This is a genomic window from Corynebacterium belfantii, from assembly GCF_041898185.1.
GTDB classification, from domain to species: Bacteria; Actinomycetota; Actinomycetes; order Mycobacteriales; family Mycobacteriaceae; genus Corynebacterium; species Corynebacterium belfantii.
Map to the genome: position 1 here is coordinate 1,664,706 of NZ_CP157823.1, position 16,607 is coordinate 1,681,312.

General features: G+C 49.1%; 15 protein-coding genes. 3 read left to right on the forward strand and 12 right to left on the reverse strand.

Annotated features, from left to right (window positions below; genetic code table 11):
* Nucleotides 1-51 precede the first annotated feature (51 nt).
* On the forward strand, nt 52-744 hold the full coding sequence (locus ABMV07_RS08325; RefSeq protein ID WP_088266283.1) for an energy-coupling factor ABC transporter ATP-binding protein: 693 nt from the start codon (nt 52-54) through the stop codon (nt 742-744).
* On the forward strand, nt 741-1,355 hold the full coding sequence (locus ABMV07_RS08330; RefSeq protein WP_088266282.1) for an energy-coupling factor transporter transmembrane component T family protein: 615 nt from the start codon (nt 741-743) through the stop codon (nt 1,353-1,355). Before ABMV07_RS08325 ends, ABMV07_RS08330 begins: the two co-directional genes overlap by 4 nt.
* 58 nt (nt 1,356-1,413) lie before the next feature.
* On the opposite strand, the gene ABMV07_RS08335 is transcribed toward ABMV07_RS08330, so the two are convergent.
* The 4 genes from ABMV07_RS08335 to pgsA form a co-directional block, all read right to left on the reverse strand.
* The gene (locus ABMV07_RS08335; RefSeq protein ID WP_088266294.1) at nt 1,414-2,253 is read right to left on the reverse strand and encodes a PspA/IM30 family protein; all 840 of its coding nucleotides are present in this window, start codon (nt 2,251-2,253) and stop codon (nt 1,414-1,416) included.
* Between the two features lie 130 nt (nt 2,254-2,383).
* Nucleotides 2,384-2,713 carry a helix-turn-helix domain-containing protein gene (locus ABMV07_RS08340; RefSeq protein ID WP_088266293.1) on the reverse strand — a complete coding sequence of 110 codons (330 nt, stop codon included), beginning with the start codon at nt 2,711-2,713 and terminating at the stop codon, nt 2,384-2,386.
* Nucleotides 2,714-2,801: 88 nt separating this feature from the next.
* Nucleotides 2,802-3,335, reverse strand: coding sequence for a CinA family protein (locus ABMV07_RS08345; protein ID WP_088266281.1), 534 nt, complete (start codon nt 3,333-3,335; stop codon nt 2,802-2,804).
* Nucleotides 3,328-3,918 carry a CDP-diacylglycerol--glycerol-3-phosphate 3-phosphatidyltransferase gene (gene pgsA / locus ABMV07_RS08350; protein ID WP_088266280.1) on the reverse strand — a complete coding sequence of 197 codons (591 nt, stop codon included), beginning with the start codon at nt 3,916-3,918 and terminating at the stop codon, nt 3,328-3,330. The genes ABMV07_RS08345 and pgsA overlap by 8 nt, the downstream gene beginning before the upstream one ends.
* Before the next feature lie 95 nt (nt 3,919-4,013).
* On the opposite strand from pgsA, the gene ABMV07_RS08355 reads away from it, so the two are divergent.
* A complete protein-coding gene (locus ABMV07_RS08355) occupies nt 4,014-4,307 on the forward strand; it encodes a YciI family protein (RefSeq protein WP_196977227.1) in 294 nt (97 codons plus the stop codon).
* Between the two features lie 80 nt (nt 4,308-4,387).
* Here ABMV07_RS08355 and ABMV07_RS08360 read toward each other — a convergent pair whose 3' ends face one another.
* The 8 genes from ABMV07_RS08360 to ABMV07_RS08395 form a co-directional block, all read right to left on the reverse strand.
* Nucleotides 4,388-5,395: a TerC family protein gene (locus tag ABMV07_RS08360; RefSeq protein WP_088266278.1), complete on the reverse strand. Its 1,008-nt coding sequence runs from the start codon at nt 5,393-5,395 to the stop codon at nt 4,388-4,390.
* A gap of 281 nt (nt 5,396-5,676) precedes the next feature.
* Nucleotides 5,677-8,730 (reverse strand): FtsK/SpoIIIE family DNA translocase, encoded by a 3,054-nt coding sequence (locus tag ABMV07_RS08365; protein WP_197691751.1) that lies wholly within the window; start codon nt 8,728-8,730, stop codon nt 5,677-5,679.
* Between the two features lie 75 nt (nt 8,731-8,805).
* Nucleotides 8,806-9,471 (reverse strand): TIGR03085 family metal-binding protein, encoded by a 666-nt coding sequence (locus tag ABMV07_RS08370; protein ID WP_088266292.1) that lies wholly within the window; start codon nt 9,469-9,471, stop codon nt 8,806-8,808.
* 84 nt (nt 9,472-9,555) lie between these two features.
* Nucleotides 9,556-11,610: a ribonuclease J gene (locus ABMV07_RS08375; protein ID WP_197691752.1), complete on the reverse strand. Its 2,055-nt coding sequence runs from the start codon at nt 11,608-11,610 to the stop codon at nt 9,556-9,558.
* Nucleotides 11,611-11,612: 2 nt separating this feature from the next.
* Nucleotides 11,613-12,518 carry a 4-hydroxy-tetrahydrodipicolinate synthase gene (gene dapA / locus ABMV07_RS08380; RefSeq protein WP_088266275.1) on the reverse strand — a complete coding sequence of 302 codons (906 nt, stop codon included), beginning with the start codon at nt 12,516-12,518 and terminating at the stop codon, nt 11,613-11,615.
* Nucleotides 12,519-12,636: 118 nt separating this feature from the next.
* Nucleotides 12,637-13,395: an FAD-dependent thymidylate synthase gene (gene thyX, locus ABMV07_RS08385; RefSeq protein WP_196981676.1), complete on the reverse strand. Its 759-nt coding sequence runs from the start codon at nt 13,393-13,395 to the stop codon at nt 12,637-12,639.
* Nucleotides 13,395-14,141 carry a 4-hydroxy-tetrahydrodipicolinate reductase gene (gene dapB, locus ABMV07_RS08390; protein ID WP_088266272.1) on the reverse strand — a complete coding sequence of 249 codons (747 nt, stop codon included), beginning with the start codon at nt 14,139-14,141 and terminating at the stop codon, nt 13,395-13,397. Before dapB ends, thyX begins: the two co-directional genes overlap by 1 nt.
* A 169-nt stretch (nt 14,142-14,310) precedes the next feature.
* Entirely contained in the window at nt 14,311-16,590 is a 2,280-nt protein-coding gene (locus ABMV07_RS08395; protein WP_196977225.1) for a polyribonucleotide nucleotidyltransferase, read from the reverse strand.
* Nucleotides 16,591-16,607: the final 17 nt, after the last annotated feature.

A 16,607-nucleotide genomic window follows, 5' to 3' on the forward strand; every position in this document is an offset into this window, starting at 1 on the left:
GCGGTACCTTATACCGCTGCTTTATTCATTACTGCATTCATAGAAAATACTATGCCTACAATTTCTTTTCAGGATGTCACGGTCTGCTTTGATGACAAGTGCATTCTTAACAATATTTCGCTTACCCTTAGTGAGCAACGAATTGGCATCATTGGTGCCAATGGAAGCGGAAAATCTTCACTCGTACGTTTAATCAATGGGTTAGGCCAACCGTCGAGTGGCACTGTAACCGTCGACGACATGTGTGTCGCCAAAGATGGAAAAAACATCCGACGAGCTGTTGGATTCGTGTTTTCTGACGCCGAAAACCAAATCGTCATGCCTACTGTCAAAGATGACATTGCTTTTTCGTTACGTCGACTTAAACTCAGTAAATCCGAACGTGAACAACGAGTCAATGACATGCTGGTACGTTTTAATCTCGAAGATCATTCTGAACAATCGCCGCATCTTCTTTCTGGTGGTCAAAAACAATTACTGGCCCTAGCTGCAGTATTGGTAATTCAACCAAATATCATTATTGCGGACGAACCGACAACGCTTTTGGACATGCGCAATCGTGAACGCATCAGGAAAGAATTTGCACAATTACAGCAACAACTGATTGTTGTGACACATGATTTAGATTTCCTTGACGACTTTGATCGCGTGATTTGCATCAATGATGGTGCCATCGTGGCTGATGGAACTCCGTCTGAGGTTATTCATCACTACAAGGCCTTAATGAAGGCGAATCCCCTATGATCCAGTCCATACCTTTAGGCACATATGTTCCTGGAGAATCAGTTGTCCACAAAACGCCGCCACTGGTTAAACTCGGCATTCTGATTGTCTTTATCGTTGTCTCGACTGTATGGGGAACCACTCCCCTTCGAGCACTCAGTTCCTGTGTTGTCGCAGTCTCACTTTACTTCGTGGCGAAAATCCCTTTGCCCGTCGCATGGTCACAATTGTGGCTTCCCTTGCCAGTTTTACTAACTCTGGGCGCATTTCAATGGTGGCAACGTGGAGCGTTCTATTCATCAAGTTTAGTTCTTACTATCTACGCAGGTTTAATGGCTGCGGTGCTCGTCACGCTCACGTCGACACTTGTATCCATGATGGATGCGCTTGAATGTGCACTCCAGCCCCTGAAAAAATATGGCTTCCCAATAGAATCAGTGGTCTTGGCCTTTTCGCTCACGCTCCGGCTTCTGCCTCTGATGCTCAACACCGTTAATGAGGTCCTTGATGCCCGAAAGGCACGCGGTGTTGCGTTCTCACTGACGGCTCTCGGTACCCCTGTGATGATTCGTTCTATTAAACGAGCTCGATCGATTGCAGATGCTCTAATGGCGCGTGGAGCTGGGGATTAAAAAAATAGATAGTGCGGACCCACTAGAATGTGGATCCGCACTATCTATCTATAAAGCTCTAAGCTTCTCCGCGAAGCTCACGCATTTTCCGCGCTACCGCATCATCAGCAACACTTGGCGTAGCCTGTTGTGTAGATTCAATCGACTGTTGCGTGGCGGAATTCCCAGCACCTAGTTGATCACCAGACATCTCTGCACGAATTTGTTCTAGGCGAGAATGACCCGCGAGTTGAATTCCCGCTTGTTCCACTTCTGCCATTCGCCCCTGAACAGAGTTTTGAGCTAGTTCAGCAGTGCCCAAAGCATTAGCGTATCGACGTTCGATCTTCTCACGAACCTGATCAAGGTTAGGAGTGTCACGGTTGGAAATCGAATTCATAGACTGAATAGACTCCGCAACCTTTTCCTGCATCTTTGCCTGCTCAAGCTGGCTCAGAAGTTTAGTACGCTCGGCCACCTTTTGCTGCAAAACCATAGCATTACGCTCTACGGCCTTTTTCGCTGCGTCAGCCTGCTGGAGCGCTTGATCATGAAGCTGTTTGGTATCTTCTACGCCTTGTTCAGCAGTAACTAGCTGAGCCGCAAACGCTTCTGCAGCATTTTCATACTCAGTAGCCTTCTGAATATTTCCCTCTGCACGAGCTTTGTCAGCCAACTGGATTGCCTGACGGGTATTTCCTTGGAGTTTTTCAATTTCTGCAAGACGACGGTTGAGCTGCATCTCCAATTGACGCTGGTTACCGATCACAGCTGCAGCTTGCTGAGACAACTCTTGATGTTGCCTCTGGGCGTCTTCGATAGCCTGTTGAATCTGTACCTTTGGATCAGCGTTCTCTTCAATTTTCGAATCAAACAAAGCCATGAGGTATTTCCATGCTTTAGAAAATGGATTCGCCATCGACATATCGCCCTTTCATTATGTATCCGCTGCACATATTGAAGACTGCAGCACATCAATTAGTGATGAAACTTTTTATAAATTTTGTGAAAACCACGCAAAGCTATAGTAGCGCAGTCGGTAACAGCCACTAAGACACTCTAGCTAGATCGGCTTCAGCTGAGCGCATTGCCATGGTGCCAGCAGCTTCAATGAGGACATCAGAAACTGAGGCGCCAAGCGCATGACATACAGAGGCAAGGAGCTCCGAAGAAACCTCTTTACGCCCACGTTCTAACTCCGACAGATATCCAGGAGACACACGTGAAGTTTCTGCCAGTTCACGAAGTGTAATCCCTTTGTCTGCTCTAAAAGCACGTAGAGCAGCACCTAGAGCCTCACGAAGCAAAGGTTCCGGTAAAAATCCGGTTGTTTCGTTTCCTGTCACAGGCTTGTCAAGTACCGCAGTGTATTTCATCATCAAATAGTCAAACGCCGATCGTGTATAGTTTGTTCCCGACATTAATCAATGTACACATCATGCCACGGAATCATTGAGTCTTATAAGCTCAATTTTCTTTCGTGTACTCAAGTCCTGACAGATCTGTTATCCATATCGCAGCGGCCCGCACAGCTGCCAATCGAATTGCTTGACGGTCACCAGCAACGACTTGTCCAGGAGCACATAAAATATCAGCAACCAATTTTGATTTCACTGTTCCGTTAGGCAGCGCAACTCCAATCCACACGGTTCCTACAGGTTGTCCGCATTGTGTAGCTGGTCCAGCTACACCTGTTAAAGAAACAGCCCATTGCGATTGAAATTGTCGCTTAGCTCCGATTGCCATAGCTTCAGCGCATTGCCAAGAGACCGGACCATGTTCCTCCACAGTAGCGACGGAAACACCCGCTACTGAGACTTTCAAGTCTGTAGCATAGGTAATCAATCCACCTCGCAATACTTGACTGCTCCCCGGTAAATTGGCGATAGTTGCCGCCATGAGCCCAGCAGTAAGCGATTCACACGTAGAGATCGTGCAATTCTGCTGTTTTAACTTATCGACCATACGGGTGACAGCAGCTTGGGTGGCGTCGTCAAGCATTTTTTAGCTTCTTGGCATCGATTAGATATTGAACACCCGTTACGACAGTCACCACAACCGCACACAGCATTACAAAGAACTGAATCGGCTGCGCCGCATCAGGCAATGGCAAGAGATAGAGTGCCACGGCAAGAGCCTGCAAAGTGGTCTTAATTTTACCGCCCTTACTTGCCGGCACGACGTTGCCCTTCTTCAGCTCAAAGAAACGCCACAAAGTAATACCGAGCTCACGCACGACGATGACAATCGTTATCCACCACGGTACAAAACCAATGATATTGAGAGTGACTAAAGCGGTAATCATCAGGGCTTTATCGGCAATCGGATCCGCAATTTTCCCAAAATTTGTGACTAGATTTTTGGCGCGTGCTATATCACCATCAAGCTTGTCAGTGATCATCAACGCCACAAAGGTTCCAAAAGCCCACCATAACCATCGCGTGATGTGACCATCACTTTGAAGAACAAACCATGCAAACAACGGAATCACAATGATTCTCAAACTCGTTAACACATTAGGAACGTTCCAATTAGATGGTGTGCTGTGCTCTGACGTATTTTCGCGCTCCTGTTTCACACTCACTCACACTACCCTCAAAACAAAATCTTATGTACTACCACATATCGTCTTCGCAGTACTCTCCCCCTTTTTCTTCCCTACCTACTACTATGTTCGCTATGACCACATATGCATTTCTCTACGAATACGACCCCAATAGCCCCAAAATTGCGGAGCATCGCCCACGCCACCGCGAATTCTGTGCCGAATTAAAAAACGACGGTGTTCTTATTGGTTCTGGACCATTTATCGATGGCAATGGTGGAGCACTGCTCGTCATCTCTTTGCCAGAATCTGCAACTATCCACGACGCCCAGGCACTCATGGACAAAGACCCCTTCTACTCCGAAGGGGCTATCTCAAAGCGAACGGTTCACACATGGAATCCAGTGTTAAACGTTTTTGGTGCCTAAAATTTCAATCGAAATAGTTGAAGCCGTTGATCTGCCTAGAGCAAGCAAATCAACGGCTTCAACTATCGAGCGAGTAGTGCTTATCGAACAACACCTTGAGTGTCATCACGCTTGGACTTAATGATTGAGGCAACAATCGTAATCGCCAAAATGCCCACAATCACAACAAGCGACCAGTGCGTGGCAATCTCTGGAACAGCAATGGGCTCTCCACCATTGACAAATGGAAGCTTATTTTCATGCATTGCATGTAACAACAGCTTGACACCAATGAAAGCCAGAATAAGTCCGAGGCCATAAGCCAGATAGACAAGGCGATCTAATAATCCATCCAGCAAGAAATACATTTGGCGCAACCCCAAGAGTGCAAAAGCGTTAGTAGTAAACACAACGTATGGCTCTTGAGTAATACCGTAAATTGCGGGAATCGAGTCGAATGCAAACATCAAATCGACCATGCCAATCGCAACGAGGCCGATAAACAACGGCGTTAATGCAAACTTACCCTTTTGATGAATGTAGAGATGATCCTTCTCATAATTCGGGGTAACATGCACGACTTTGCGCAACCATTTGATAATTCTCATGTCACTAGGATCAGTCTCCGATTTATCGGTTACCTCGTCCCAAAGGAGCTTCAGCGCGGTGTAAAGCAAGAAGATGCCGAACAGATAGAACACATCCGACCACGCTTGGATAACAGCTGCTCCGAGGAGAATAAAAACAAGTCGGAAGACCAAGGCCAAGGCAATGCCAATCAACAGTACTTTCTGCTGATACTGTCGCGGAATTTTAAATGCGCCCATGATTAGCGCAAAAACAAAGAGGTTATCAACACTCAGAGCCTTTTCGGTTACATAACCGGTGAAAAACTCGATTCCGTGTTGATGAGGGGTGCCAGGTTCTCCCCACGTCAGCCACAAAAACACGCCGAACGCACAAGCGAGCACGACATAAAATACAGACCACAGTGCTGATTCTTTAAGCGTTGGTTCGTGTGGGGTACGTACATGAGAAAAGAAATCAAATACGAAAAAACCTGCAATCACCGCAATGGTGATCACCCATGTCACAGCATTTACTTCCATATAAAAAGACACCTCCGGTCTCAATCGTTGAGCAGATGAACCGGAGGTCTCCCCCGCTCACTCTGATCCGGCTTGCTTGAGCAAATAACCTAAAATCAAAGTAAACCGACATGACCGGGATCGTACGAGAATTCTCGCATGGTAACCGTGTTGACGATCAATGCCGTGGGTGGGGTACTCCCCTCCAACTACAGTCCCACAGTGTAGCCGATCACATCATCCCACTGCACCTAGGGAATCATCAGTGCATGTCATTACAGCACTACATCTAAAAATCCAACTTAAAAAGCATTACTTGAAGGGTTATACGCAGCACGTTCGCCATGCGATGGATCCGAAGCATCAGAAACTCCAGAGTCTGCTGGTTGCCAATCATCCTCCTTTGGAGCATCTTCTGGCTTAGCACCTTTAATCATCCACAGAGTTGTCTCTAACTCTTCAGGTTTGACCAAGACCTCGCGGGCTTTTGACCCCTCGGATGGTCCCACAATGCCACGTGTTTCCATCAAATCCATAAGGCGACCGGCTTTGGCGAAGCCAATACGCAATTTACGTTGCAACATCGAAGTTGACCCTAATTGCGCAGTAACAACCAATTCCACTGCCTGCAATAGATCTTCCAGATCGTTGCCAATATCGGCATCAATATCTTTTTTAGCTTCAGCGGCTTTATCTTCGGTTACACCTTCGGTGTAGTTTGGCTCGCCTTGAGCCTTAGCAGCCTCCACGACTGCTTGGATTTCTTCATCAGTAACAAAAGCACCCTGAATACGCTGTGGACGTCCGCCCTGCGGGATAAACAAACCATCACCCATACCGATCAGCTTTTCAGCACCAGCTTGGTCCAGAATCACTCGGGAGTCAGTCAAAGAGGACGTCGCGAAGGCGAGTCGCGACGGAACATTGGTCTTAATCAAGCCCGTAACGACGTCAACTGAAGGACGCTGGGTAGCTAGAACCAAGTGGATACCTGCAGCACGTGCCTTTTGCGTAATGCGAACAATGGAATCCTCGATCTCCTTAGGGGCGGTCATCATCAAGTCCGCAAGCTCGTCGACCACGCAGACAATATAAGGATAAGAATCGTATTCTCGCTGAGATCCCAAAGGTGCGTGGATTTCGCCTGACTTAACTTTTCGATTGAAATCTTTAATATGGCGAACGCGCGTGGACTTCATGTCCATGTAGCGCTGCTCCATCTCTTCGACCAACCACTGAAGCGCTGCGGCCGCTTTCTTTGGCTGAGTGATAATTGGCGTAATCAGATGAGGAATTCCCTCATATGGTGTCAATTCCACCATCTTTGGATCCACTAGGATGAGACGAACATCTTCCGGAGTGGCCCTAGTAAGAAGTGACACCAGCAAGGAGTTAACAAATGCAGACTTACCTGAACCAGTAGAACCTGCAACCAATAAGTGAGGCATCTTCTGCACTGAATGTGCTACGAAGTCGCCTTCAATATCTTTACCAAGTCCAATCAACATCGGATCATGATCCGAATGTACACTCTCCGAATTTAGAACATCACCCAAGCGGACCATTTCGCGATCTGTGTTGGGAACTTCGATTCCCACCGCTGACTTACCAGGGATAGGCGTCAAAAGTCGAACATTGTCAGTTGCAACTGCGTAAGCCAAGTTCGACTGCAAATTCGTGATCTTTGAAACCTTAACACCAGGTCCCAGCTCTACTTCATATCGTGTCACTGTTGGACCACGAGAGAAACCAGTGACATGGGCATCAACTTTAAACTCAGCAAACACGTCAGAAATAGCTTCGATCATCCGATCATTCGCCTCTGAATGGGTCTTTGCTTCTTTCCCTAGAATTAATAGCTGTGTACTTGGCACAGCATAATGCGACTCCGGTGCCTCATATGGTTGAGCCGGAGTAGAAGGAGCCGGCGCTGCGCTCACGTTGTGGGCTTCTCGGGCCTTAACAGCATCTTGAACGGCTTTTCGCCCAGCCGCAACCACATCTGCTGCAGCTTCCACATCAGTAACTGAGGTCTGTGAAAGGCTCGTCCGTGGAGCACTAGGCTTTCGCGAAACTACAACAGTAGGCTCATCTACTGCAGGAAATTCGTCGGTCTCAGATACATCTCGCGCAGCACGCTGAGTTTCAGCAGAACTCTTTTGTGGCTGCGCTGTGCTGGGGACGTCGAAAAGCGGGCGAGAAACCACGTCTTCTTCGACGTCGTCGACAAGCGGCGCACTCATTCGTCTCCGCGCTGGAGCCGGACGGGGCTTTTCGCGCCGTGGTTGTGGACGATGCTCCTTTTCTCCATGGCTTCGAGCCTCGATCAATGCGTCGGCATCGGCATAAAGTGGATCGTCTTCGTCCTCTGAGTCGTCACGAAGACCTTGTACGGTGTCTTGAATGGCTTCAAAAAGCTCTTTCACCGTGACGTTATTAATGCGTAGCGCGCCATAAATAATCACGAGCACCAAAAGCGGAATGGCAAGATAAACAGAAAACCCGCGAGCGATCATTCCACCCGAATAGGCACCTACAATTCCTCCCGCATGCGTACGCCCTTGCCAGTCCGCAGGGTCTCCCGCGAACAAGTGAATGAGGCCAAGCATAGAAATGACGATCACGCTTGTCCCTAATACCAGTCGTGGCTGATGATCAGGCTCGGGTAGCTTGCCTAGCATCAAGGCAATGGCTATTGCGACAAGCACCAAAGGCAGAATTAATGCCCCCGCCCCAATAGCGAAGTGAACGCCTGCTGCAATCGCAGCACCGATTGGGCCCGCGATATCAAACCACACCGAGGCTCCCACGATGAATGCCAATGCAATAAGGATTAAACCAATACTATCGACGGATTCATCACTAAGCGCCAATGTAAAACGCCCAGAGCTGGCTTCCTCATAAAAATCATCTTGCTGATCTTCGATGTCGTCATCAAAGAGATTTTTTTTAGTCTTCGTCATTCTCGACGGTTTTCTTTTCCTATTTGTGACAACAGTTTCTTCAGAAGAGAACGCATTGTCCACGGCATCGAATTCTTCATCGTCGTGTTCCCTATGCAGCGTCCGAGCCACCGCACGCGTTACCGACCCCACGCCATGTGCAGTAGCAGAAACTAAAGTGCCGAGGCCGGAACCGACAGCACGAAAGGCACTGCCCGTACGTTCTTCAGACGTTTCCGATGCACGTCGAGCCGAACTAGTTGGATACCTCACTCCCGAAGTAGTTTTTCGACTGCGCCCGGCGGGACCACTGCCAGAACCTCTACGCGATTTCGAGCTCGGCGAACTACCGCTCGTACGCGGTCGCTTAGTCGAGGAGGTCCCCGAGGAAGAGGAATTGCTTCTGGCAGTCATGGCCTCCAGCTTAGACGTTTAAGTCACATTCACCACATTCGCAACACTAAACTGCACAAGATTTTTGAATCTATGCTATATCCTTGACTTTTTAAGTAAGTGTGTGGGTCCATCAACGAACAGATCCACTCGGTTACGGCCTAATATCCACAAAACCACTTCCCCGATATCCCCACGGACATGAACCACGCAATCCCCTCGCGACGAGACAACTCTTGTGTCAGTAACGACCAAACGCGGGAATTCTATCGGTTCAATGACCACCGGACAGGCAGAACGGCGCAGCAAGAGTGGTGCAACCCATCGCATAGCGTCATAAAGTTCTCCTGAATGCCTCTCGGATAAGACACGCGGCTTTGCGTTACTGGGCAATAGATCTAGATTCTGCCACTGCCCTACCGTGGTTTCGCCACGGCGCACGTCCTCATGATGCACAAAGTGCTCTATCCGATTAGCGACCGAATCAAGGTATCTTCCTAAGTATCCCCATTTCGGCCCCTTCATCCATTGCGCAACTACATGCTCAAAGGGTTGCTGAGTTATTTTTCCCATCGCATCGGCAACAATACGGTGCCCACCTGGGAGGAACATGCCGGCGGCGATCCATGGACGACTTTCACGTATAAGGAGGTGCGCTGCCAATTCTTGAGTATTCCAATCACCACACAGTGTTGGAAAATTTGGCCCTTTTTCTAAAAGTAAATTAGCCAATTGGGTGCGTTCGCTAGTTGCCAGGCTCATTTGATCCATTGTAGAGATAAAAATCCCCCAAAGGTTGCCTTTAGTAAAGCGACAACCTCTGAGGGATTAATCATTTACTAGGAACTACTGACTTTCGCGGCTCGCACGCACATCAGCGTCATCGATATCGATGGTCGCTGACGTAGTCGGGATGACTGTTGGCATAATCATTGGCTTACGACGCCACTTCTGCTCGACGAATCGTGAAACACGACGGCGCAACTGCTGAACCATACGATATGGATCATTTTCTCCTTCTGCAGCCAGATCGTTCATCGTCTTTTCAACCAGCTCAGTTACCTCTGGCATCATGGCTACCGCGTCTTCAGAGAATCCCTTGGCTTGAACTGTCGGCCGCTCAAGCAATCGAGCAGTACGCGAATCAATAACTGCGGTAATAGCGATCAAGCCGCCTTCGCCCAAGGAAGTACGCTCTTCCAAAACCTCAGCATCAATATCGCCCATGGTCACACCATCAACATAAAGGTGTCCAACCTGCATCTGACCGACAACACGAGCACGACCATCAACAAGGTCAACTACAACACCGTTTTGAGCTAGTACAACTCGGTCTGCTTCCACACCGGTGGAAATAGCCAGTTCCTTGTTAGCCCGCAGGTGTCGCCATTCGCCGTGAACCGGCATGACGTTCTTTGGACGAGCAGCGTTGTATAGGAACAACAGCTCACCGGCGAATCCGTGTCCCGAGGTGTGGACCTTGGCATCACGGCCAGTTACCACAGTCGCACCAATCTGGGACAGCATATTCATTACACCGAAAACAGCTTCTTCGTTACCAGGAACCAATGAAGACGACAGAATGATCAAATCACCATCACGAACAGTGATTTGTCGATGCTCACGACGTGCCATACGCGACAAAGCTGCCATAGGTTCGCCCTGTGTACCAGTTGTGATCAGTACAACCTTGTGCGGCGCCATCTTGGCTGCATCATCCATGCTGACAATAGTGCCGCGAGGTGCTTTCAAATAGCCCATCTTCTCGGCGATTTCCATGTTTCGAATCATGGAGCGTCCATTGAACGCTACCTTACGACCCGCAGCAACAGCCGCATCAACGGCTGCCTGAACCCGATAGACGTTTGATGCGAATGACGCCAAGATAACACGTTGCTTTGCATCACTGATCAGGCGTTTCAAAGTTGGAGCAACGTCTGCTTCAGAACCGGAGAATCCTGGAACAGTTGCATTGGTTGACTCACAAAGAAGCAAATCCACTCCCTCATCACCGAAGCGAGAAAGTGCAGGCAAATCGGTTGGGCGACCATCTGGTGGGGTCTGATCAAGCTTCACGTCGCCAGTATGAATAACCAATCCGGCACCAGTTTTAATAGCAACGCCGAGGCAATCAGGAATCGAGTGGTTGACTACCCAGAAGCGAATGTTGAACGGGCCGCGGTTGATATCCGATTTCTCGTTCACTTCAATGAGCTTTGGACGCTGACGGTGCTCACGGCACTTTGCAGCAATCAATGCCATAGTGAACTTGGAAGCTAAAATCGGGATATCCGGACGCAACTTAAGCAGCCATGGGATTGCACCGATGTGGTCTTCGTGACCGTGAGTAATCACCAAAGCATCAACTTTGTCGAGCTTATTCTCGATCGGTCCAAAGTCCGGAAGAATTAGGTCCACTCCCGGCTCACCCGAAGATGGGAACAAAACGCCACAGTCAACGATCAGCAAACGATTGTTGTATTCGAAAACGGTCATGTTTCGACCAATTTCAGAAATACCACCCAGAGCATAAATGCGCAGACCATTCTTCGGAGCCTTAGGTGGATCAGGCAGCCTCTGCGTAAGATCTGCACCCTGCATTGATTTCACAGGGGTGCGACGACCTCTGTTGTTGGACTGGTTGTTTTTCGATTGTGAGGAACGGTTGGAAGAACCATTTCCACGACGATTACGACCACCGCGCTGAGCGTTGCGTCCGCGTTTGTTTTGTGAAGCCTCCGTAGAAGTATCATTTTCAGTCTTTTCGGAGTTCTTTGCGGCAGAATCTGCCGGCTCAGCTGTCGCAGTAGAATCAGGTGCTTGGAAAACTGGCGTCTCCGCAGCTTCCGGAGGTCCAGCTTTACGGGTAACCTTGCGTGCACGGCTACGAGGTTCAGTCATATTTACAATACTCCAGTTTTATTCATATCACGGCGAAGATCCTCAATCTCGGACTCGCTAGGAGCCACAATAGGAAGACGGGGATCTCCAACCTCAATTCCTTGCAAACGCAAACCTGCTTTTGCCAAAGAAACGCCACCCAAACGAGCTTGAGCAGCAACTAATGGTGCTAGTAGGGCATTAATCTCTCGAGCTTTCTCAAGATTGCCCTGATTAAAGTTTGTGTACATCTCTCGCAGCAACTGTGGTGCCAAGTGACCAATCACCGAAATGAAACCAGTTGCACCTACCGACAACCATGGCAGATTAAGCGGATCATCGCCCGAGTACCATGCCAGTCCAGTCTCTGCAATAAGCGTCGTGGCAGCTGCGATGTCTCCTTTAGCATCCTTTACAGCTTTAATCGTTGGCAACGCAGCCAATCGACGCAAGGTGTCCGGTGCGATGGGGACCACAGAACGTGGAGGGATGTCATACGCACAAATCGGCAGGTCTGTCGCCTCCGAGACTGTGCGGAAATGCTGATAGATACCTTCTTGACTCGGCTTAGAGTAGTAAGGGGTAACAACCAGCAAAGCATCAGCTCCGGCCTCTGCTGAGGCCCGAGCCATCTCGACCGAAGCTGCGGTATTATTGGTTCCAGCGCCGGCTATAAGCTTGGTGCTATCCCCTACTTCCGCTTTGACGGCCTTGAGCAGGTCGATTTTTTCTTTCAACGATGTAGTGGGTGACTCGCCCGTCGTACCGGCGAGCACTAAGGAATCAATGCCATTGCCCGCAAGGTGAGCTGCCAGCTTTTGACCAGCTTTTATATCAAGAGCTCCATTAGCGTCAAAAGGAGTTACCATCGCCACTGCGATAGTTCCAAACTCTTCGATTCCGTTGTTCGCTGTCAAACCTGTGCTCATGGTGGTAAAGGTTACCCGTTTATAGGCGATAAGTAATCATTATGCCGACATTTCACCGAAATATCGCCATTTTCTGGGTTCCGATTGTCCCGAATCCCAGAAAATTATTTCTCACGATTTAGTAATCAGTGACGTATGGACTCGTCGCCATAATTGATCCATCTGAGAGCACTGAAGTTTCAAAATCGGAAAATACCGTCGGCGCTTTTTCTTTTAAGATCTCGAGGCATCGAACAGCAAGGCTTCGGATTTCAACATCGGCATGTTCGGTTGCACGCATACCGATGAAGTGACGCCATGCTCGGAAATTTCCTGTCACCACGATGCGCGACTCTGTTGCATTGGGCATTATCGAGCGTGCAGCTTGACGAGCCTGTTTGCGTCGCAAAATCGCATTAGGTTCATCGGCCAATTTATTGTCTAACGCCGCCATCAGTTCGGAATAGGCAAACCGCGCCTCATCAACAGTGCTAAGAAAAAGCTCTCTGAGCTGTGGATCATTATCGATCAATGGCGGTATGACCACATGTGTTTCATCACTATGCACAAACCGTTGTGAAAGTTGAGAAAACGAGAAGTGCCGATGCCGAACAAGCTCGTGAGTAGCAGAGCGTGAAAGCCCTCGAATGTACACAGTTGCTGTCGGGTGTTCTAACAACGCCATATGCCCTACCTCCATAATGTGCCGGATATAGGCGTCATTAGCTGCAGTTCGAGGATTAGGCTTGTCAAAAGTTTCATAACAAGCCCGACCAGCAAATTCGACTAGTGCTTCAGAATCTGTTGCTGCGGAATCCGCTTTCCAGTCGACCCCAGATGGCGCAGTAAAGGTACTACATGCCACCAGCTGAACATCAAGCAAAGACTGCTGTGCCATTAGATGTCCAAGTAGTGCTCAAGTCCGACCGTAAGACCGAGATGCTGAGCAACATTTCGCACTCCGACCAATACGCCTGGCACAAAAGAGGTTCGATCGTAGGAATCTTGGCGAATCGTTAACGATTGACCAGGACCACCAAAAATCACTTCTTCATGAGCTACCATGCCGGTCATCCTTACCGCATGGACTTTCACACCATCAACGTCTGCACCGCGCGTACCGTCAAGAGATTGTTCGGTGGCATCAGGCTGTGCTGGCATTCCTGCTTCACGACGCGCCTGCGCGATACCTTCAGCTGTGTGAATAGCGGTGCCTGAAGGCGCATCCAATTTATTAGGGTGATGGTATTCCACTACTTCTGCGGAATCAAAGAATCGAGCTGCTTGACGAGCAAAAGCCATAGTGAGAACAGCTGAAATAGCAAAATTCGGCGCAATAAGAACACCAGTGTTGCCCTTTTCTTCCGCCCATTTTCTGACGATTTCTAAACGCTCAGGGGTAAAACCTGTGGTTCCTACGACGCAATGAATTCCGTGTGAAATACAGAACTCTAGGTTGTCCATGACTGAATCAGGAGTTGTGAAATCGACGATAACTTCCGCTCCCGATTGCACAAGCACATCAAGGCTATCGCCGCGATCAACCTCAGCAACAAGTTCCAAATCATCAGCCACCGTTACACCGGCGACAATTGCTTGTCCGACTCGGCCTTGGGCTCCTAATACGCCTACTTTGATCGCCATATTTTCCTCTTCCTATCCTTAAAATTATCGGTCGCCTTGGCATGAGCGCATGCATCACTCACGAATGCATTCCAGTCTACAACGACGCTGAAATACTCAAGCCCCTTGCCCAGCTTTCCTAGGGAATCCCTCTAGGAAAGCTGGGCAAGGGGCTTGAGTATGGTTTAGATCACCGTGAAATTTGGTCCTCGTTTTTCACTGGAGCCAAGGAAATCTTGCCACGATTGTCAATATCTAGGATTTCAACCTCGAGTTTATCTCCCACGTTGACTACATCTTCAACCTTTTCGATACGCTTGCCACCACCAAGCTTGGAGATGTGAACCAGTCCGTCGCGTCCTGGCAGCAAGGATACGAACGCACCAAATGCAGTGGTCTTTACAACAGTGCCTAGGAAACGCTCTCCGACCTTGGGCAGCTGTGGGTTAGCGATAGCGTTAATCTTATCGATTGCAGCCTCTGCAGCAGCACCGCTAGTGGCCGAAACATAAACTGTGCCGTCTTCTTCAATAGAAATGTTGGCGCCAGTTTCTTCGGTAATAGAGTTGATGGTCTTGCCCTTTGGGCCGATAACCTCACCGATCTTGTTCACTGGAACGGTAATCGCAGTAATACGTGGCGCGTAATCGCTCATCTCATCTGGAGTTTCGATTACTTCTGCCATCGTATCCAAAATGGTGTTACGCGCATCATTCGCCTGGGATAGTGCCTGAGCAAGCACCTCAGAAGGAATGCCATCAAGCTTTGTATCTAGCTGCAAAGCGGTAATGAACTGGCGGGTACCAGCAACCTTGAAGTCCATATCGCCAAAGGCGTCTTCTGCACCCAAGATGTCAGTCAAAGCGACATAACGGGTCTCACCGTCTACTTCATCAGACACTAGGCCCATCGCAATACCAGCAACGGGAGCCTTCAACGGTACACCTGCGTTGTACAAAGACAAGGTGGACGCACATACAGAGCCCATCGAGGTAGAGCCGTTAGAACCCAAAGCCTCAGACACCTGTCGGATTGCATAAGGGAACTCATCACGGCTTGGGATCACAGGAACCAGTGCACGCTCAGCCAAAGCACCGTGGCCAATCTCACGACGCTTAGGTGAGCCAACACGGCCAGTTTCACCAGTGGAATACGGTGGGAAGTTGTAGTGGTGGATATAACGCTTCGAAGCTGCTGGAGTCAACGAATCGATCTGCTGCTCCATCTTGAGCATATCGAGAGTGGTCACACCCAGAATCTGAGTCTCGCCACGTTCGAACAAGGACGAACCATGAGCGCGTGGGATGAGGTCAACTTCCACACCTAAATCACGAATATCGGTGACACCGCGGCCGTCGATGCGGAAGTGTTCCGTCAAGATCATATGCCGGACAATCTTCTTCATTACAGCATTGTATGCTGCACGAATTGCCTTAGACGCAGTCGCCTCATCATCAGATCCGAACTGAGCAATCAGATCTGCTTCGATTTCTTCCATGTAAGCATTGGTTGCCTCATCACGATCTTGCTTGGACTTGATCGTGAGCAACGAACGCAGTTTCTTAGAAACCTTCTTCTCCACTGCATCGTAAACAACGTCAGTGTATGGCGGGAAGAGCGGGAATTCTTGGGTTTCCTTGGATGCACGCTCGGCCAATCCAGCCTGCGCACGACAAAGAACCTCAATGAATGGTTTAGCAGCCTCAAGACCTTCTGCAACTACAGATTCTGTAGGAGCTGGAGCTCCAGCTTTAACTCGATCTACAACCTGCTCAGTAGCACCAGCTTCAACCATCATGATGGCAACATCATCAACGGTCTTTTTACCTTGCTTCTTCGAGACAATACGTCCTGCTACGACGAGCTCAAAGAGTGCTTGTTCATGCTGTTCATGAGTAGGGAAAGCAATCCACTGCCCCTTAGGGTGAGCATCGTCTGCGATCAGTGCCATTCGGACACCACCAACAGGACCAGAAACCGGCAAACCAGACAACTGAGTTGCTGCAGAGGCACCGTTAATTGCCACGACATCGTACATGTCTTGCGGGTTTACGGAAAGAACAGTGATAACTACCTGAACCTCGTTGCGTAGCCCCTTAACAAAGGTGGGGCGCAACGGGCGGTCGATCAAACGGCAAGTCAAGATTGCCTCGGTGGAAGGACGGCCTTCACGACGGAAGAACGATCCTGGGATCCTACCAGCTGCATACATACGCTCTTCAACGTCGACTGTTAGCGGGAAGAAATCGAATCCTTCACGTGGTTGATTAGATGCCGTGGTCGTTGCCAACAACATCGTGTCGTCGTCAAGATAGGTTGTAACTGATCCGTCTGCTTGGCGTGCCAACTGGCCGGTCTCAAAACGGATGGTGCGCTTTCCAAAACCACCGTTATCGATGGTTGCGATTGCCTCGGTGATTCCAAATTCCTCGTCAATGTTAAAGACGACGTTGGAAGGCTTTGTGCTCAAAGTGGGCTTCTCCTCTT